The sequence below is a fragment of the Ruegeria sp. BK1 genome, from assembly GCF_056535645.1.
Window position 1 is genome coordinate 1,423,265 of the sequence record NZ_JBQFIS010000001.1, and the last position, 17,836, is coordinate 1,441,100.

Below are 17,836 nucleotides of genomic sequence, written 5' to 3' on the forward strand. Positions count from 1 at the left end.
TGTCCAAGGCCAAGTATTCTGTTTCAAACACCACCGTCTCTGGCTGCTTTAGGCAAGTTATTCAGCAAGATGTGACTTGTCATCAAGCGTTTTCAACAGCTTCACAATGTAGGCAACCATTCTGTGACACAGGGCTGTCGCACGGGGCAAGGCTAGCCAAGGAGGAGAGTGAACGCGCCATTTCAGCCTGTTTAGGATTGCAATTGGAAAACTCATAAGATCAAGATACATCTCGATTAATGCATTATTGTGATCTCATCAAACAATGCCATGACCATGGACTCGTTGCGCCTTAAATCTGCTATCAAGTTAGCGTTGGCTTTGGTGCTCGCGTATTGGATAGCCTTGTCGATGGATTGGGCCAAGCCTTACTGGGCCGGTCTCTCAATAGTTGCATGTTCGTTGACAACATTTGGCGAGTCCTTTCACAAAGGACTACTCCGGCTGGGTGGCACATTCTTGGCAATTGTCGTTGCGATTGCTCTACTGTCGCTGTTCCCGCAGGATCGTTGGCTATTTATCGCAGCGCTCAGTTTATGGCTGGCATTCTGTTGCTTCAATATGTTCCGAACGTCTCGTTCATACTTCTGGATGACTGCCGGATTTGTGGTGCCCATATTGGTCATTGGAGGCGGCGAAAACCCAGTCAATGATTTTACTGTTGTGGTTCTTCGAGCTCAGCAAACCGTTCTTGGTATTGTATGCTTCAGTGTCGTCTACTCACTGTTATGGCCCTACAGCAGTCGGGAACAGTTCGAAGAAGAAGTACGCAAAGCGCTTACTTTGAAACGACGTCTTCTGATGGCGACATTGGACATCTTGACTGGAAATGAGCGCAAGGAAGACCTGCCAAAGCTTCGGATGCAGATCGCTCAATTGCACTCTACTGTCGAGAGGCTTTTGGATGCCGCAATTGTCGATAGTTATGATGTCTGGGATAGACGCATTGTCTGGCGTCAATTCGTGGCAAATATGGCGTCACTGGACCGAGAGCTTCAGCGCCTATATTTGAACGCAAGAGACTTGGAAGACTCCCGTGACACAGCCCAAGTCCAATCGCTTTGTTCTGCGATACTGAGTACCGAGCAATATCTTATTGAAGCAGAGAAAACTCTCTCCGGAACAGCATCGCAAGTTGGGGATCACACCGAAAACCAGATTACCCAAGAAATGGTCAATAGCGGGCAAGGACACTTCCAGCTTGCTGCCATGACTGCTACCCGTCACAATGTCCAACGGTCGCTAGAATACAGTCGGTCTTTGTCAGAACTGATGGCCGACATCAAAGATGCAGGCCGGAAGGCAAACACACGGCGTTTCGCCTCATCCCAACAACCTGAACCCACATCCGAAATCCTAGATCGGGATATGTGGAGCGCGCTAATCCGTGTTCAGGTAATATTTCTTGCGACAGTGGCATGTGTCCTGTTTGTTCCAGGCTTTCCCAATCCGGCTCTTGTAATCTGCATAGGCGTTTCTCTCGCTCTGAACCTTGCTTTACATCCGCAGGCATCTGTCTCCATCGCGCTGCCTTTCGCAGCGATTCTACTGTTGATCGTTGGAACTGTTCACCTTCTTCTATTACCGCTATTGGCCACCTTCTGGCAGTTGGCCTTATTAATCTTCGGCACCACAGTCCTGGTGGCTTACTTAACTTCCCGCCCGGAACAAATGATTGTTCGAAGTTTTTTCCTGAACTTGTTTCTGGTCGGCCTTCAGATCGATAATCAGCAGCAATACAGTTTCCTCTTCTTTGCAACCATGTTCATCGGTTTGTTCTGTGTAATTGTGATCATCGAATGCACTCGTTTTTTCCCGGTTTCTTTAAGGCCGGAAGTCCGTGTGGAAGCTCTGATAAAGCGTTTCTTTTCTAGCGCGGATTATGTGGTCCGACACAGCCTCACCGACCAAAGTGAGCAACCAAACTGGTTTAATCGGATGCGCCTTTCGCTACATGTCAGCGAGATAGATAGTATTCCGACCAAACTTGTTCCTTGGCTATCTGCATTGTCGGAACCAGCACTGGGCAATACCAAAAGGACGGATGCGCTTCAAATCGCGGCAAGTTTAGAAGCGCTGAGCAGCAAGTTAATTGAATTTGCCGCAACCCGAAGACTGTCACAGGCAGCTTCAATGAGAGAAGGCGGTGGCGAAGCAATGAAGCAGTGGCGCTTGGCCGTTGCGGATGTAATGTTGGATATTGAACGCGACCCAGGGCGGATTGACCCTGAATATCTGCAAAACAGGCTTCAAAGCGCTACTGTAGCTCTTGAGAAGACTGTAGAAGTCCTAATTAACAAAGAGCCTAATTCAAATTTGAATACCGCTGACTACGAAAACATGTACCGTCTTCTTGGCGCGTATCGAGGTCTTGCGGAGGGTATTTTGGGGTACACCGGCCGAGCGGCATTCATTGATTGGCCCGCACTACGAGAGTCCCGTTTTTGAGGTCGAAGAAAAAATGCTACCTGTTCCAAGCGAATTCGACTTTTTTGGCATCTACCTCTCACCACTTTTCGTATCTTCCCTACTGGCAGTCGTTCTAACTATGATGACGGCGCGTGTTTTGAACCGTTTCCGAATGTCGCGTTTCATCTCTCATCCGGCGTTGGTTTTTGTTGCACTTGTAGCAATCTATACGTCCGTCATCGGAACCTTTCTTATCCCGGCATAGTCAAATGAACCGAAACATCAAGTTGATCGTCACAGTTGCAATCGTACTCGTCGCTCTGGGCACCGTGTTCTTGAAATACGCCAATTACGTGTCCAACCCTTGGACGCGCAATGGGCAGGTCCGCGCAAATGTTCTGGAAGTTGCACCTCGTGTTTCCGGGCCAATTGTCAACCTTCCGATACGAGACAACCAATTTGTAAAGGCTGGGGATCTTCTCTTCGAAATCGATCCGCGCACTTTCGAAGCCGCACTGTCGCAAGCACAAGCGAGATTCGACAAAACCGTCGAAGATCTGGCTTCGTTGGATAAGCAAATTGAGGCCGCCCGTGCGAGTGTTCAGCAATATGAATCGTCCATCCAACAAGCCGAGTCTCAATTGTCATCCGCAAAAGCCCAGCAGACAGAGGCACAACGTCAATTTGACCGGGCCTCTGTTTTGGTAAGCGACGGTCGCATCCCCGAGTCACAATTCGACGAACTACAAAGAGATTTGGACGTTGCTCAAGCAAACACCGCCAGAGCACAAGGCGGAGTGGTTCAAGCCAAAGCCGCGCTCGCCCAAGCGCAGGCTTCGCTGGAGGGCTCAATTGCAAGCCGCGGCGTAACTGGTGAGGAAAACTCAAGCCTCCGCGAGGCTAAAGCTGCTCTAGAAGCTGCGCGCCTCAACCTTGAATTCACTAAAGTACATGCCTCAGTTGACGGATATGTTGCAAATCTGACATTGCGTCTCGGCAGCCAGGCTGTCGCTAATCAACCGATCCTTGCACTCATTGATGCCCAAAGCTTTTGGGTCGACGCTTATTTCCGCGAAAACTATGTGGGCGATATATCCCCTGGTAACCGCGCCGCCATAACGCTCATGTCTAACCCCGATATCGTAATTCCTGGGGTGGTAGATAGCATCGGGCGAGGAATCGCAAAAAGTGATGGGAGTGTTGGGGTCAATCTCTTGCCAAACGTGAGTCCAACGTTTGAATGGATCCGGCTGGCACAGCGAATTCCGGTAAGAATAGAAATTGACCAACTCCCCGAGGGAGTCGAATTGCTTGTAGGCACAACGGCGTCGGTTCTTGTGATGACTAATACGGATTCAACCGATGTAAATGAAGCGTTACCACCGCCGGCGCCGACAATTCTACAATAGTCGGTTCAATAGGTTCGGTACTCGCGAGGCCTACAAGACGACTGGTTGGTGATACGTGAGTGGTTGGAAGCGCACGGTGTCGCTGCCCCTGATCGCGTCTTTTCTAAAGTGCCTGAGTTGGCGGGCAACATGTCCGATTGGCGCCCTATGTCAAAGCATGGCGCACAAGACTAGTGACGAGACGCCAGTTCTGCTGGCCACCAGTTGTAGTGCTGCAATCCTAGTAATAACAACGCTTTGTCAGTATGGAGATGCGCAAAATGAGCAGACGACACCCCATTTGGTATGGCGTAGGCGTTACTATAATCCCCTTAGTCGTTCTGATTGCCGGGTACTTTAATATCCACCCAGAAATCTATCGAGGAATCCCGCAGGGATTTGGATCAGAGCGAGACTCTTCGCGATCTGGTATCGCGTGGGATGAAGATGAAAAGGAAGATCCGCCCTTGGAGTATGTGTCTGATTCTTTTGAGGGACTGTACATTTCAACCGAACGGGCGTCCGTGACTAGCTTTTGGAGCCTTTGGAACGCACCAAGCTCAGAAATCGAGTATGAATGGCGATACCGAGTTAAGAACCTGACTGATGATGACCTACGAGTTTCTGTCGAATATGAACTCGTTGGAAAACATGATCGGGTTTTTGCCACGTCTGACGGCTACGAAGATGCCAAACCCGGCGAAACGGTGGAAATCACCGGCAAGGGCCGTATCGACTATTTCGACGCCAGACAGGTTTTGGGTTCAAGTTGGGGAATTCGTCGAAGGCCAGTTCCTGGATCGTAGCACCGAGAGATTACAACGAACACAGGGTTTGCCGCAAAACAAGGACTCAGGCACAGTGTCCGCACGGGGGTAACCAGATAGGATTGTGCCCGCGGACACACCTAAGTGTGGCATGAGAGGCACTTCACAACTGTGACGTCTTGAGCTATTCCTAAGTTATGACTTGCTGCCTACACCAATTGAGCACCCGAATAACTCGCTGATTCAGTGAGCCTTTGGGAGTGCCATGGTGGGCCGGGAGTCTTATAAGCTCTTTACGCCAGATTAGCGTCGACGGTGAGGGATCATGCCCCTCCACTCCTACCATTTAGGAGGAGTCTGTCATGTCGGATAGCAATAGCGGTGTCGTCGATTATGACGACATCAAGAATTCAGTTGAGGAAGAGCTGGGCCACACGCCCGACGGCTGGGCAGGTCTGGTCACGGATCTTTTCCAGAAGATCAAGGAGCACTGCGACAAGCAGGAGATCGAGTATCCTGTGGTGTCTCAGATCAAGCAAAAGTTTGGCCAGTTGCGTATCTATTTCGGGACTGTGGTTAAGGATGAGCGGATCGACAGCTTGATTCAAGCGACTATCGAGCGAGCCAATCACAGCTGCGAAAAGTGCAGTAACGCAGCCCAGGTGCAGCTCGTAGAGGGCTTTGTCGCAACGCTGTGCTGTTGGTGTGCGCATGAGCTCGTGTCGTCCAGGCGTCCGCAGAGTAAGCGCCTATTCGGAGATGGGCGGCCTGTGAAGGATGGGATGGCCTGCAATGTGTGTGGCTATAGGGGTCAGATCGACCGGACTGATGAGCACGGACGTTGCCCTGCTTGCGTGAAGAAGAATTGGTGAAACATGCTCAAAGTCATTGTCTTTGTGAATGAGAGAGAGGTTGCCAGGGCTCACTTGAGCAACATCAGCGACCTCTCTGATATCTCCGACTATGAAGTCCAGATGAACGAAAGAGAATGCGCCAAGCTCGGTATTGCAGAGCGAGGCATCAAGGGCGAGATCCTGAGCCACAAGCGCAAGCAGACCGTCTGGGCTTTGGTCGAGAAGGCCGCAACGCTCTGGATGCGGAAAACAGGTGAGCGAGGTGATGAACTGACCAGGGCATTCCTGGCGAGGAGAAAGGCCGAGTTTATCGCCGGGCGACTGCCGCTGTCTGATCCGATCACCGCAGAAGAGATCAGGGCGCGCAAAGTGTATGATGAGAATGACGATGAGAGTGATTGAGCCGGTTTACACCGAGACTGAAGATCCGCGTTTTAGCGGATGACACTTGCTGTCAGAGACGACGAAAGCGGCCGGTGGTTTCCCATCGGACCAAAGGATCGCGCAGACCTGACTTATGAAGAGATGGCGGAAAAGCGGAGCTCTGAGATCATCGACGCGAAGGCGGAGTAGCTGAAAGGAGGGCGAAATGAACGGAATCCATTTGAGGCCTGAAGAAATCGCCTATGGCTGGGCCGCATGGCGAGAGCAGATGGTCCTTCAACTCGAAGACGATGATGCGCCTGAGTATATCAAGCGAACCGTTAGGGAGTGGTTTTTCGAGGAATACGAGAAAGCCACCCTCCGCGGCATGGAGATGCCCTGCCCTGATTTCTTCGACATCCGGTGGACCGGCAATGATGGACTTATCACGCAACATGAGGACACGCCCATGGCAGACATCCTGGCATCGACGCTGCGAACGAAGCTCCAAGCCAACGTCATTCAGATCGAGAAGTTCATTGATCGGTGGCAGTTGTGACTATCGTCAGAGTTGTTTTCTGCGATAGATTCAATGTCCAGAGGTGTACCGAGAGAAATCGCTAGATTCTACTCAGCTTCTTCTCCAATTTCGGATACCAATCTGGTCAAAGATAGACCAAGTGCGCCACTGAGAAGTTGTAGCGTTCCGAGAGTTGGTTGGTGGTGGCCGGATTCCAGAAGTGAGATGTATTGCATGCTTCGGTTAGCCTGCGTGGCGAGCTCTAGTTGCGATAACTTCTTGGCGAGTCTGTGGCGACGCAAAACTCTTGAAAATGCCAATAGCAGAGGGTCGTTTTTTGCGTTCGCCATATTTTGACAAATCGCCCACGTAACGCTAGTCGTCTATACAGTATACTTTGAATCTCGGGGTAAATTTCAACTGCACAAAGGTTTGGCAAAAAGCGGGGGCCGTTAAATGGCGGAAAGAGTTCATCTGACAGAAACCCAGATGATTGAAATACTGAACAGACTGGAAATGCGCTTTTTGGAGCGATTGGCTCTCGAAAATGAACACAAGATTTTTGTCAAACCGCACCTTGCATCAGGTGAAAAACCAACTCGAACAGGTAGAAGGCCAAGGTCTCAATACGTTGGGCAACTGCATCTCTCGATTTTGGAGGAAGATGAAGCTTGGTTCAAAAAGACTGCACAAGCCAACAACCTTCAATACGGAAAGTTCTTCACCTGCTTACGCCAAATTTTCGAGCGACACGGTTAGGTTCGTAATGAAAGAAGGTCAAAAGCCAAACAGCTTTATGCTTAGCAAAGGCGCGAAAGTATAAACGGGATTTGAATCCAAATACCTGGTGGGGGTTCTCAAGGGCTACCGCACCGCAATCTAGGGCTGCGATGATTAAGGTCGCCGCCCCAGATAGCAGTGCTGTATCCCGCTTCGTCTAGTTTACCAGCCCCGCTCACCGATCCGTTCGCCAGTATCCCGAGTTAAAGGGCTGGCTCATCAACCGTCCGATCTTCTAATGAACCGGTCACTCAATATGCGCTCTCACGGACACACAGCCGTTGAATCGGGAGCGCATGATGGTTCAGACCACGCAGCAACCTGAAATCTGGACGCAGGCTGCGCCCTATAGTAGGCGTAGCGGGCAACCTTAAAAAGTTTGTTGCACCATTTGGTTAAAAGCCAAGCTCTGCTAATTCTACCGACCCGGGAGCAAGTTACCCATTGTCTAGCCGTACTGAAAAAGATGCTGAAACGCAGCATCCGACTACGCTAACTGCGATGGCAGTCGACGTGCTCTCCACGAAGGATGGTCACGCAAAAACAGCCAAATCACGAGCTTACGCTTCTGTTTGGAAAACTGCGCGGACTACAGGTGAAGTCATTGAAATCGGACGTTCTATTCCACCAGATCATCCTGCCCGCCCGCGGCAACCAGAGTTGCTCAGCCCCCGCAACGTACCAAAGCGCAAGCCGGGATCTCCGGCAGGAAGAATAGCGCTCCTGCATGCAGTCGCTCATATCGAACTCAATGCAGTCGATCTGCACTGGGATATTATCTCACGTTTCGCCCACGTACCGATGCCGATGGGATTTTATGACGATTGGGTGAAAGCCGCAGACGACGAAGCAAAACACTTCAATCTAATCTGTGATTGCCTGGAAACGATGGGAAGCTACTACGGAGCGCTGCCCGCTCATGATGGAATGTGGCGTGCGGCATCAGATACTGCAAATGACCTGCAAGGGCGGTTAGCTATCGTTCCAATGGTATTGGAGGCACGAGGGCTAGATGTAACGCCAGGAATGATAGAAATTTTCGAGAAAGCCGGCGAGACCGCGGCCGTTGAAAGCCTCAAAACCATCTACAGCGAGGAAGTCAGCCACGTAGCGTATGGGGCGAAATGGTTTAACTTCGGCTGTGGCAGAGACAATAGTGATCCAAAAGAAGTATTCCATGCGCTAGTAAAGCGCTATTTCAAAGGAGGTTTGAAGCCTCCGTTCAACGAAGAAAAACGCGCAGATGCCGGATTGCCACCTGACTTTTATTGGCCGCTCGCTGAGGAGCTTCCTGCTTATGTTCGCTGAGAAAATTGGCATTTGACCGCGCCATTGAAGCATTTTCCTTTGCGGACCTCGTGCTTCAAGTAATCACCCTGCGCGCTGATACACAAGGCGACAGTTACAACTCATCAAGGGCGAGACCGTTTCAACAAACGGGATCATTCTGTGTTTTCTTCCTCTTGCTCCGCTTCCAGAATTAGCTGGCTCAAGGGCGGTCTCAGAGCACGACTTAATCGGATTAATGTATCCAGGGTCGGTTGATGATGGCAGCTTTCCAGCAAGGAAATATAACGCATGCTTCTTTCGGTTCTGTGTGCGAGCTCCTCTTGGTTGCAGAAGAAGTTGGCTTGTGATGATGTAATGATATGGCCACGAAAAATATTTCTGAAAATCTCGATGTGTTTCCTATTTCTTCGAAACGTCCAAAACGAAAACATCAATGAAGCCTCTAATTTCTAATGAGATTTTGGCTTCTAGGTCGCGCTTTAGCTCCACCGGTTTTTTGATGCCGTGTTTCTTCTTTCCTGCAACTTTTTCTTTTTCGCCGAACCAAAGGACAAGATAGATACCTTGTTTCTCTGCGTCTGGATGGATTGCATACAAGTTATTCAATTGTTCAGTGGCAGCCTCGTAAAGCTTTGGATGCCATTGCCCTTTGACCTCGGTTACAAGCAGACGTCTTTCGCTGCCTAATAGCTTTCCAGCCGTGAAATCGCAGCGCTTATCATGCTTTAGATGGTGTTCTGGCGTGATTGTAATGCTTTGAGGCCGCAGTATCAGGTCCAGCCGTTCAGCAATGATCTTGGTGCACGGTTCTTCGTCTAGCCTCTTATCTCCAGCGTAGAACAGAGATGCCGTATCGAATTCTCCACCGTCTATTGCGCCTTGAAGTTTGAATAGCTCGTGCAGCACGAGTTTTCTTAACCCATCGACGGTAACAACTGCGCCGTGGTCTAGCATTTCCACAATTTGCAGTGGTGTCGGTGGGGTGAAATCTGCAAGAGCTTTCTTTCTGGTCTGTGCGGAGCGTATGCTTTTGAGGTCTTTGACCATATCAGCGCAACGGCTATCCGAGATCAGGCGTTTCAACACGGGTATTGCCGCGTCAGGGTGATCGCTGGAAATTGACCACACCAGTTCAGTGAGGCAGCGATAAGCCTTTTCTCCATTTGGGCTTTCCGATCCGTGGCTAATGGGCAAAGGTACTTTTGGCCATACTCCTATGAATACATCAAGGATGGCCTCGACTTTGCAAGAGGACAGGCTTGCTCGCTTTGGAAGATCGCAAGCTGCTGCGGTCTGACCAAGAAAGACTCGCTTGGGCCATGCGGAACTTTGCGTGATCCGAGCAGGCCCAGCTTGCACCAATGTGTAACCGCCTGAGCCTTCCAACCTATCCTAGTGAAGCAGAAGGATTACCCAAGCCAAACCTAGTGCTCTTCCCGTTCGCCGTTTCTGTCCTCGTTTCGATCAAGATTGGAACTCAAGTACATGGGACTTTTGATCGGGTTTTGAGGCGAAAAAGTTCCACAATGTACGTGGAACTTTTTGAAGTGGAAGTATCTCGGTTCGATGTATTGATTGTTTTCAAGGGGATTGCACTGATGAATACAATGATAAAACGATTTTAGTTGGTATAACGAATCCCTTTGCGGGCGCGAGAATGCCGACCCCAAGGATGTGTTCCACTCCTTGGTGCGGCGCTACTTCCACGGTGTGCTGAAACCACCCTTCAACGAAGAAAAACGCGCCGAGGCCGGATTGCCCCCCGATTTCTACTGGCCCCTGACCGAGGACCTACCTGCGCCCGGTCAAGCGCGTTAAACCTGAACAAGTTGACGTTATCGGCAACTTCCCGCCTAAAATGGGCGGGAAAAAACCGGTTCGTTGTGTGAACTGGTTAACAAACTTGCCCAAATCGCACGTCCCCTCTATGCAGTTGGCCCAAGGGACGGAGACAACTCACAACCGGTCCCGAATTGGGGATGGACAGAGGGAAGACGCGTGCGAACACGTCTGGCAATTAAACTACATTCACTGCTCGAGCGGCACCTACCAGAACGCCGGGTATTTCTGAAATCCGACAATGATACACGGTTCATCCGTCTCAACTCCGAGACGCAGGTGGCAGCTGTTGCTGGGGTCGCGCTGATCGTCGGCTGGACCGCCGTGGCAACCGCGATCCTGTTGATGGACAGTATCGGATCGGGCAATTTCCGCGATCAGGCGAAACGGGATCAGGCGACCTACCAAGAACGTCTAAACGTCCTGTCAGCGGAACGTGACATGCGCGCCGCCGAGGCGTTGTTGGCGCAGGACCGGTTCAACGCGGCACTTCAGCAGATTTCGGCCATGCAATCCGAATTGCTAGCTTCGGAAAACCGCCGCCGCGAGCTGGAAACGGGCATTGAGGTCATTCAGACCACCCTGCGCGCGACGATGAAACAGCGCGAAGACGCGCGTCTGGAGCTGGCTCAGCTCAAGCAGGAAGGCGGCGCGGACGAGGCCTATATGGCCAGCGCAAGCGACCCCGCCCAGATGGATTTCATGACCCAAGCGCTGGCCCGTACGGCGCTGGAACGGGACCAGATCGCAGCTAATGCCAAGGATGCGCTGGAAGAACGTGACGATCTTGAGCTGGAAATCCGGCTCATGCAGGAACGCAGTGACGAGATTTTCCGTCAACTGGAAGAGGCAATGGTCATCTCGGTCGAACCGCTCGACAAGATGTTCCGTCAGGCAGGAATGCCCACAGACCGCATCATCGAAGAAGTGCGGCGTGGTTACAGCGGCATGGGTGGCCCCCTGACCCCCATATCCTTCAGCACGCGCGGTGAGGAACTGACCCCCGACGAAATCCGCGCCAACACTCTGCTACAGCAGATGGACCAGCTGAACCTGTACCGTATCGCTGCCGAGAAGGCGCCGTTTGCCAGCCCCGTGAACGCGGTTGTGCGTTACACCAGTGGCTTCGGCACCCGCCGGGACCCCAAAACCGGTGGCCGGCGCATGCACAACGGTGCAGACTTCGCTGGTGCGCACGGGACGGATATCTTTGCGACCGCCGATGGTGTGGTCACCCATGCTGGCTGGCAGTCCGGGTTCGGACGGCTGGTGAAAATCAAGCACGCCTTCGGAATTGAGACACTTTACGCTCATAACACCAAGATACGTGTAAAGGTTGGTCAAAGGGTCTCGCGCGGGGATCATATTGCTGATATGGGTAGCACCGGACGGTCGACCGGCACGCATCTTCACTATGAGGTGCGCGTGAACGGAAAACCTGTTAACCCAATGACTTACATTAAGGCTGCGAGAAATGTTTTCTAAGAGCAAAATCAACGAGCCCGCATCCAATGCGTCCGAGGCGGCAAAGCCTGCGGCTCCGGCCACACCGGCGGCACCTACCCCGTCTGAAACCAAGGCCAGCACTGCACCCAAGCCCAAGCCTCCGGCGTCGGTTCTGTCTGCGGACCTACACATCACCGGCAACCTGAAAACCTCGGGCGATATCCAGGTCGAAGGCACGGTCGAAGGCGACATCCGCGCCCACCTGCTGACCATCGGCGAAACCGCCACCATCAAGGGCGAAGTGACCGCCGATGACGTGGTGATCAATGGCCGTATCGTAGGCCGGGTGCGTGGTCTGAAAGTCCGTCTGACGTCGACCGCACGGGTCGAAGGCGACATCATTCACAAGACCATCGCTATCGAAAGCGGCGCGCATTTCGAAGGTTCGGTGCAGCGTCAGGACGACCCGCTGAACCCTGGTCGCGGCGGCAAAGGCGGCGCGAACCCGGCTGCTGAAGTCAAGCAGTAAAGCCGACACGCAATCAATTCTATCAACGCCGCAGGGAAACCTGCGGCGTTTTTGGTTTCACACCGCCATTGTCCCTTGTAGTCTTTGCAAATGTTGATTTTTTTCTCGGTTCTTTTGCTGATCGTTGGGTTTTTCGCCTATCGTCATTGGTCCAAAATCCAAGCACGCAATGCGCTTTTGGCAGCTCCTCTGACCAAGCATCAGCGTCGGGTCATCGACGCACAGGTTCCGCTGTTGCGCCGCCTGCCCGTCGGCCTGCGGGACAAGCTGGATGGCAAAATCAACCTATTCCTGGATCAGGTACAATTCCACGGCTGCGACGGACTGGACGTCACCCAGGAGATGAAGCTAGCCATTGCTGCGCAGGCCTCTTTGCTGCTGGTCAACCGTGACATCTGGTACGACAACCTGACCACCATTCTGATCTATCCCAACGCCTTCAAGTCGCGTCAGCGCAGGCAAGACGGCTATGTGATCAGCGAGAAAGAGATCGTGCGCACCGGCGAAAGCTGGGATCGCGGCCCTGTCATCCTGTCGTGGCGCCACAGCCAGCAAGGCGCGTTGGACGACCGGGATGGGCAAAACGTCGTGTTGCACGAATTCGCGCATCAGGTCGATGATCTGTCCGGCGGCACCAACGGCGTCCCGATCCTGAGCGACGGGCAGAGTTTCGCAGAATGGGAACGGGTTTTTCTGACCGCCTATGACACCCATGTTCACGCCGTGGAACATGGCCGCCCCACGGTCATCGACCCCTATGGCGCCACCGGACACGAGGAATTCTTTGCCGTCTCTGTCGAGGTCTTTTTCGAGCGGCCCAAAGCCCTGAAAGCCGATGCGCCCGAGGTCTACGACCAGCTTTCCAAGCTGTTCCAACTGAACCCGGCAAACTGGGAATAACCTAAACATTTAACAAAAATGAATTTTTGAATTACGCTAAGCCTATTGATTTTCGGAGGGCTTTTCATGTCATCAAAACTTCTGGCCGAGTTTTTCGGCACGTTCTGGCTGGTGCTGGGCGGGTGCGGCAGTGCAGTATTGGCAGCCGGAGTGGCCGATGTGGGTATCGGCTGGCTGGGCGTTTCATTCGCCTTTGGTCTGACGGTTCTGACCATGGCCTATGCGGTCGGTCACATCTCGGGCGGGCATTTCAATCCGGCGGTCAGCCTTGGTCTGATGATCGGCGGACGGTTTGACGCCAAGGATCTGATTCCCTACTGGATCGCGCAGGTGATAGGCGCGGTCGCAGCAGCAGCTGTGTTGTATCTGATCGTCAGCGGCGCGCCGGGGTTTGAAGGCGCAGGCGGGTTTGCCTCAAACGGGTATGGTGAGGCCTCACCGGAAGGCTATTCGATGCTATCCGCGCTGGTGATCGAGATCGTGATGACCGCGTTTTTTCTGATCATCATCCTTGGTGCGACATCGAATTTTGCACCCGAAGGCTTTGCGCCGATCGCCATTGGCCTGGGCCTGACGCTGATCCACCTGATCTCGATCCCCGTGACGAATACATCGGTAAACCCAGCGCGCTCGACCGGCGTTGCCCTCTTTGCAGACGGTCCTGCGATGGCGCAGCTTTGGCTGTTCTGGGTTGCACCCCTGATCGGGGCCGCAATCGGGGCACTGATCTGGAAAGCAATGGGCGACGACTGAAGCAAAAAGACCCGATGCAATGCATCGGGGCTTTTACTATTATTCCGTGACGGTGACTTTTTTCATCACATCCGGCTGGCCGATCACCGCGCCGTTGGGTCCGTCGCCGCGCTTGATCGAATCCACCACGTCCATACCGCCGGTCACTTGACCCACAACCGTATACTGACCGTTCAGGAACGGACCGGGCGCAAACATGATAAAGAACTGCGAGTTGGCGCTGTTGGGGTCTTGCGCCCGCGCCATGCCCACAACACCCCGATCATAGTTATAGTCCGAGAACTCGGCAGGCAGGTCCGGGCGATCCGACCCGCCGGTGCCCGCGCGGCGCAGATCACTGCCCAGACGGCCATGCTCTACATCCCCGGTCTGCGCCATGAAGCCTTCAATCACGCGGTGGAAGACCACCCCGTCATACTTGCCTTCGGCAGCCAGAGTGCTGATCTGTTCCACATGTTTCGGGGCCAGATCGTCAAACAGATCAACGGTCACGGTGCCATTGGCACCCTCACCCTCGATCTCAATCTCAAGGCCTGTGGCAAGCGCAGGGCTAGCCAGCAAGGCAAATGCAGCGGCCAGCTTATACATCGGCGGCCACCTTGACGCTGATCATGCGGTCAGGGCTCATCGGCGGTTCACCACGAGTGATGGCATCGACATGCTCCATCCCTTCGATGACACGACCGTAGACGGTGTATTGGCCGTTCAGGAAGTGATTGTCCTTGAAGTTAATGAAGAACTGCGAATTGGCCGAATCCGGGTTCTGCGAGCGTGCCGCGCCCAGCGTGCCCCGGTCGTGTGGCAGTTTCGAGAACTCTGCCGGAACGTTCGGCAGCGACGAGCCGCCTGTACCCGCCATACGGATGTTGAACCCGTCTTCCATGTCGCCGTGCTGCACATCGCCGGTCTGCGCCATGAAGCCGTCGATCACACGGTGGAAGGCCACGTTGTCATACTCGCCACCACGGGCCAGCTCTTTCATCCGGGCCGAGTGCTGAGGGGCCACGTCAGGCAGCAGTTCGATGACGACATTGCCGTCTTTCAGCTCGATGATGATGGTGTTTTCGGGATCCTTGATCTCGGCCATGTGGCCCTCCTGTCGTTTATCTTGCGCAAATACCTATGCGGCATGGGCGTGAATGCCAAGTGACGCATTGACCTGAGGGCAAAATGCAGGAAAAGAACCGCCTAAATCGGTTGTAACGACAAGGACAGAGTGATGGGCTGGAAAACACTGGACGATATGGACCTGAACGGCAAACGCGTGCTGGTGCGCGTCGATATCAACGTGCCGGTCGTTGACGGTGTTGTGACCGACGCCACCCGCATTCAGCGCATCGTGCCCACCGTGCGCGATATCCTTGCGGCAGGCGGCAAACCGATCCTGCTAGCGCATTTCGGCCGCCCGGGTGGCGAGCGACGTGAGAACCTGTCGCTGAAACAGCTGATCCCCACCCTGACCACTGCCTTTGGCGCAGATGTGCTGTTTGCCGCCGATTGCGTCGGCACCGAGGCCGAGCTGGCCGCCGAGCAGCTGCAGCCCGGCCAGGTTCTGTTGCTGGAAAACACCCGTTTCCACGCTGCTGAAACCAAGAATGACGCTGATCTGGCCGCTGGAATGGCCAAACTCGGCGAAGTCTATTGCAACGACGCTTTCTCGGCCGCGCACCGCGCACACAGTTCGACCGAGGCCATTGCCCGCCTTCTGCCCGCCTGCGCCGGTCGCCTGATGCAAGCCGAGCTCGAGGCCCTTGAGGGCGCTCTGGGCGCGCCAAAACGCCCGGTGACGGCGGTTGTGGGCGGAGCCAAAGTGTCCACCAAGCTGGAGCTGCTGGGCAATCTGATCGAAAAAGTGGACTATCTGATCATCGGCGGCGGAATGGCCAACACTTTCCTCGTTGCCAAAGGCCTGAATGCCGGCAAGTCGCTGGCGGAAACCGCCATGAAGGACACCGCAGCCGAAATCATGGCCAAAGCGGAAACCTCGGGCTGCAAGATCGTTCTGCCAACGGATATCGTTGTGGCCGACAAGTTCGAGGCAGGTGCCCCACATCAGGTTCTGCCCGTAGATCAATGCACCGATGACGGCATGATCCTGGACGCCGGCCCTGACAGTGTTGCCGCAATTTCCCAGATCTTCGCAGAAAGCAAAACGCTGATTTGGAACGGCCCGCTGGGCGCATTTGAGATCGAGCCCTTTGACGCTGCCACCAACGCCGCAGCCTTGAAAGCCGCCGCTTTGACCCGCTCGGGCCAGTTGGTGTCCGTCGCCGGCGGCGGCGACACGGTTGCGGCGCTGAACGCATCCGGCGCGGCCAAGGATTTCTCGTATATCTCGACGGCAGGCGGCGCGTTTTTGGAGTGGATGGAAGGCAAGACCCTGCCGGGCGTCGCCGCGCTCGAGCAATAAAAAACGCGGCCCCTGACGCTTTTTTGCGAATCAGGGGATTCACAACCCGAATCACCTGTGACATAGTGCTTTCAGAGGCCCGGAAAGGGCCCGTTATTGAGGCGTTTCATACGGCGGTAAACAGAGTGTCCCGTTCCAATCGGCCCGGTTTGGGCGCAGTCGTTTTCTTCATGGTGGCGTTTATGCTGGGTGTTTATTTCACCTTCGCTGCCGTGCAGGGGGACTATGGCCTGTTCCGACGGGTCGAGATTGCAGCGGAACGGGACGCCCTGTCGCGCGATCTGGAAAAGCTGGAAGCCAAGATCGCCCAGATGGAGAACCTGACCCGTCGCCTCTCGGACACTTATCTGGATCTGGATCTGCTGGATCAACAGGCACGCTCGGTACTGGGCATGATCCGCTCGGACGAAATTGTTATCCGCTAAGCCCGGCCAAGATTTTTCGACGAAAAATCTCTGACGTCGCACCCTTTGATACCTGTGCTTGCAGGGTCAGTGTCGCCGCATATTTTCCCTCGCCAGAGCATCGGAAATGCCTTATGAAATAGTTTAACGCTAAACTATCTTGCCGAGAGGGGGAGATCGCCAATATGGCTGCGCGAAAAACTACAAAGAAACCAAATGTTTCTGCTGAAGAACTCACCACATATTACCGGGAAATGCTACTGATCCGCCGATTCGAGGAGAAGGCCGGCCAGCTCTATGGAATGGGCCTGATTGGCGGCTTCTGCCACCTCTATATCGGTCAGGAAGCCGTTGTTGTGGGTCTCGAGGCCGCAGCGAAAGAGGGTGACAAGCGAATTACCTCTTACCGCGACCATGGCCACATGCTGGCCTGCGGCATGGATCCGGGCGGCGTGATGGCCGAACTGACCGGACGTATTGGCGGCCTGTCCAAGGGCAAGGGTGGCTCGATGCACATGTTCTCGAAAGAGAAGAATTTCTATGGCGGCCACGGCATCGTTGGCGCGCAGGTTCCATTGGGTGCAGGTCTGGCGTTTGCAGATAAGTATAAAGAAAACGGCGGCGTCACCTTTACCTATTTTGGCGATGGTGCTGCGAACCAGGGTCAGGTTTACGAGACGTTTAACATGGCGGCCCTGTGGGACCTTCCCGTGGTTTTCGTGATCGAGAACAACCAATACGCAATGGGAACATCACAGGCACGCTCGACCTCGACCAAAGATATCTACCATCGTGGCGAGGCTTTCGGCATCCCCGGCGAGATCGTGAACGGCATGGATGTGCTTGCGGTCAAAGCTGCCGGTGAAAAAGCCGTCGCCCACTGCCGCGCGGGTAAAGGCCCATATATCCTTGAGGTCAAAACCTACCGCTACCGCGGCCACTCGATGTCCGACCCGGCCAAATACCGCACCCGCGAAGAGGTTCAGAAGGTCCGCGAACAAAGCGACCCGATCGAACATGTGCGTGAGCTGCTACTGACCGGCAAACACGCGAGCGAAGATGACCTGAAGGCGATCGACAAAGAGATCAAAGAGATCGTCAACCAGGCCGCCGAATTCTCGAAAGAAAGCCCCGAGCCTTCCGTGGAAGAGCTCTGGACAGATATCTACGCCTGAGAGGACGAT

Annotated in this window: 20 protein-coding genes and 1 pseudogene; 17 read left to right on the forward strand and 4 right to left on the reverse strand. The window is 53.8% G+C overall.

The window, feature by feature from the left end:
• Positions 1-270 precede the first annotated feature (270 nt).
• The 7 genes from ACR3E7_RS07040 to ACR3E7_RS07070 all read left to right on the forward strand — a co-directional run bounded on the left by ACR3E7_RS07040 (position 271) and on the right by ACR3E7_RS07070 (position 6,340).
• Complete coding sequence (locus tag ACR3E7_RS07040) at positions 271-2,448, forward strand: FUSC family protein (protein WP_480502545.1); 2,178 nt, start codon at positions 271-273, stop codon at positions 2,446-2,448.
• Positions 2,449-2,461: 13 nt separating this feature from the next.
• Entirely contained in the window at positions 2,462-2,674 is a 213-nt protein-coding gene (locus tag ACR3E7_RS07045; RefSeq protein WP_170621470.1) for a DUF1656 domain-containing protein, read from the forward strand.
• Between the two features lie 4 nt (positions 2,675-2,678).
• Positions 2,679-3,818 carry an HlyD family secretion protein gene (locus ACR3E7_RS07050; protein WP_170724466.1) on the forward strand — a complete coding sequence of 380 codons (1,140 nt, stop codon included), beginning with the start codon at positions 2,679-2,681 and terminating at the stop codon, positions 3,816-3,818.
• A 260-nt stretch (positions 3,819-4,078) separates the two neighbouring features.
• Positions 4,079-4,603: a hypothetical protein gene (locus ACR3E7_RS07055; protein WP_170788793.1), complete on the forward strand. Its 525-nt coding sequence runs from the start codon at positions 4,079-4,081 to the stop codon at positions 4,601-4,603.
• Between the two features lie 323 nt (positions 4,604-4,926).
• Complete coding sequence (locus ACR3E7_RS07060) at positions 4,927-5,436, forward strand: hypothetical protein (protein ID WP_170724464.1); 510 nt, start codon at positions 4,927-4,929, stop codon at positions 5,434-5,436.
• Between the two features lie 3 nt (positions 5,437-5,439).
• Positions 5,440-5,820 carry a hypothetical protein gene (locus ACR3E7_RS07065; RefSeq protein WP_170724463.1) on the forward strand — a complete coding sequence of 127 codons (381 nt, stop codon included), beginning with the start codon at positions 5,440-5,442 and terminating at the stop codon, positions 5,818-5,820.
• Positions 5,821-6,007: 187 nt separating this feature from the next.
• Positions 6,008-6,340: a hypothetical protein gene (locus ACR3E7_RS07070; RefSeq protein WP_170724462.1), complete on the forward strand. Its 333-nt coding sequence runs from the start codon at positions 6,008-6,010 to the stop codon at positions 6,338-6,340.
• Between the two features lie 68 nt (positions 6,341-6,408).
• Here ACR3E7_RS07070 and ACR3E7_RS07075 read toward each other — a convergent pair whose 3' ends face one another.
• Positions 6,409-6,651 (reverse strand): helix-turn-helix domain-containing protein, encoded by a 243-nt coding sequence (locus tag ACR3E7_RS07075; protein ID WP_480502546.1) that lies wholly within the window; start codon positions 6,649-6,651, stop codon positions 6,409-6,411.
• A 106-nt stretch (positions 6,652-6,757) separates the two neighbouring features.
• Here ACR3E7_RS07075 and ACR3E7_RS07080 point away from each other — a divergent pair, with 106 nt between their 5' ends.
• Entirely contained in the window at positions 6,758-7,060 is a 303-nt protein-coding gene (locus ACR3E7_RS07080; protein WP_170724461.1) for a hypothetical protein, read from the forward strand.
• 522 nt (positions 7,061-7,582) lie between these two features.
• On the forward strand, positions 7,583-8,389 hold the full coding sequence (locus ACR3E7_RS07085; protein ID WP_170724460.1) for a ferritin-like domain-containing protein: 807 nt from the start codon (positions 7,583-7,585) through the stop codon (positions 8,387-8,389).
• A 381-nt stretch (positions 8,390-8,770) separates the two neighbouring features.
• On the opposite strand, the gene ACR3E7_RS07090 is transcribed toward ACR3E7_RS07085, so the two are convergent.
• Positions 8,771-9,733, reverse strand: coding sequence for a hypothetical protein (locus tag ACR3E7_RS07090; protein ID WP_480502547.1), 963 nt, complete (start codon positions 9,731-9,733; stop codon positions 8,771-8,773).
• A 264-nt stretch (positions 9,734-9,997) separates the two neighbouring features.
• Between ACR3E7_RS07090 and ACR3E7_RS07095 the strand changes: the two are divergent.
• From ACR3E7_RS07095 to aqpZ, 5 genes and pseudogenes are all read left to right on the forward strand, one after another.
• Positions 9,998-10,189 (forward strand): annotated as a pseudogene (locus tag ACR3E7_RS07095) (DUF455 family protein); the annotation flags it as partial.
• Between the two features lie 180 nt (positions 10,190-10,369).
• Positions 10,370-11,695, forward strand: coding sequence for a DUF5930 domain-containing protein (locus tag ACR3E7_RS07100; protein ID WP_480502548.1), 1,326 nt, complete (start codon positions 10,370-10,372; stop codon positions 11,693-11,695).
• Positions 11,685-12,185 carry a bactofilin family protein gene (locus tag ACR3E7_RS07105; protein WP_170788795.1) on the forward strand — a complete coding sequence of 167 codons (501 nt, stop codon included), beginning with the start codon at positions 11,685-11,687 and terminating at the stop codon, positions 12,183-12,185. The genes ACR3E7_RS07100 and ACR3E7_RS07105 overlap by 11 nt, the downstream gene beginning before the upstream one ends.
• Positions 12,186-12,275: 90 nt before the next feature.
• Positions 12,276-13,085, forward strand: coding sequence for a M90 family metallopeptidase (locus ACR3E7_RS07110; protein ID WP_170788796.1), 810 nt, complete (start codon positions 12,276-12,278; stop codon positions 13,083-13,085).
• Between the two features lie 66 nt (positions 13,086-13,151).
• Positions 13,152-13,838 carry an aquaporin Z gene (aqpZ, locus tag ACR3E7_RS07115; protein ID WP_170770562.1) on the forward strand — a complete coding sequence of 229 codons (687 nt, stop codon included), beginning with the start codon at positions 13,152-13,154 and terminating at the stop codon, positions 13,836-13,838.
• A 39-nt stretch (positions 13,839-13,877) separates the two neighbouring features.
• On the opposite strand, the gene ACR3E7_RS07120 is transcribed toward aqpZ, so the two are convergent.
• Both ACR3E7_RS07120 and ACR3E7_RS07125 read right to left on the reverse strand, forming a co-directional pair.
• Positions 13,878-14,426 carry a peptidylprolyl isomerase gene (locus ACR3E7_RS07120; RefSeq protein WP_170788797.1) on the reverse strand — a complete coding sequence of 183 codons (549 nt, stop codon included), beginning with the start codon at positions 14,424-14,426 and terminating at the stop codon, positions 13,878-13,880.
• Entirely contained in the window at positions 14,419-14,925 is a 507-nt protein-coding gene (locus tag ACR3E7_RS07125; RefSeq protein ID WP_170770558.1) for a peptidylprolyl isomerase, read from the reverse strand. The genes ACR3E7_RS07120 and ACR3E7_RS07125 overlap by 8 nt, the downstream gene beginning before the upstream one ends.
• Positions 14,926-15,057: 132 nt before the next feature.
• On the opposite strand from ACR3E7_RS07125, the gene ACR3E7_RS07130 reads away from it, so the two are divergent.
• The 3 genes from ACR3E7_RS07130 to pdhA all read left to right on the forward strand — a co-directional run bounded on the left by ACR3E7_RS07130 (position 15,058) and on the right by pdhA (position 17,827).
• Positions 15,058-16,248 carry a phosphoglycerate kinase gene (locus tag ACR3E7_RS07130; protein WP_480502549.1) on the forward strand — a complete coding sequence of 397 codons (1,191 nt, stop codon included), beginning with the start codon at positions 15,058-15,060 and terminating at the stop codon, positions 16,246-16,248.
• Between the two features lie 125 nt (positions 16,249-16,373).
• Positions 16,374-16,673 (forward strand): FtsB family cell division protein, encoded by a 300-nt coding sequence (locus ACR3E7_RS07135; RefSeq protein ID WP_170770553.1) that lies wholly within the window; start codon positions 16,374-16,376, stop codon positions 16,671-16,673.
• A 164-nt stretch (positions 16,674-16,837) separates the two neighbouring features.
• Positions 16,838-17,827 (forward strand): pyruvate dehydrogenase (acetyl-transferring) E1 component subunit alpha, encoded by a 990-nt coding sequence (pdhA, locus tag ACR3E7_RS07140; protein ID WP_170788800.1) that lies wholly within the window; start codon positions 16,838-16,840, stop codon positions 17,825-17,827.
• Positions 17,828-17,836: the final 9 nt, after the last annotated feature.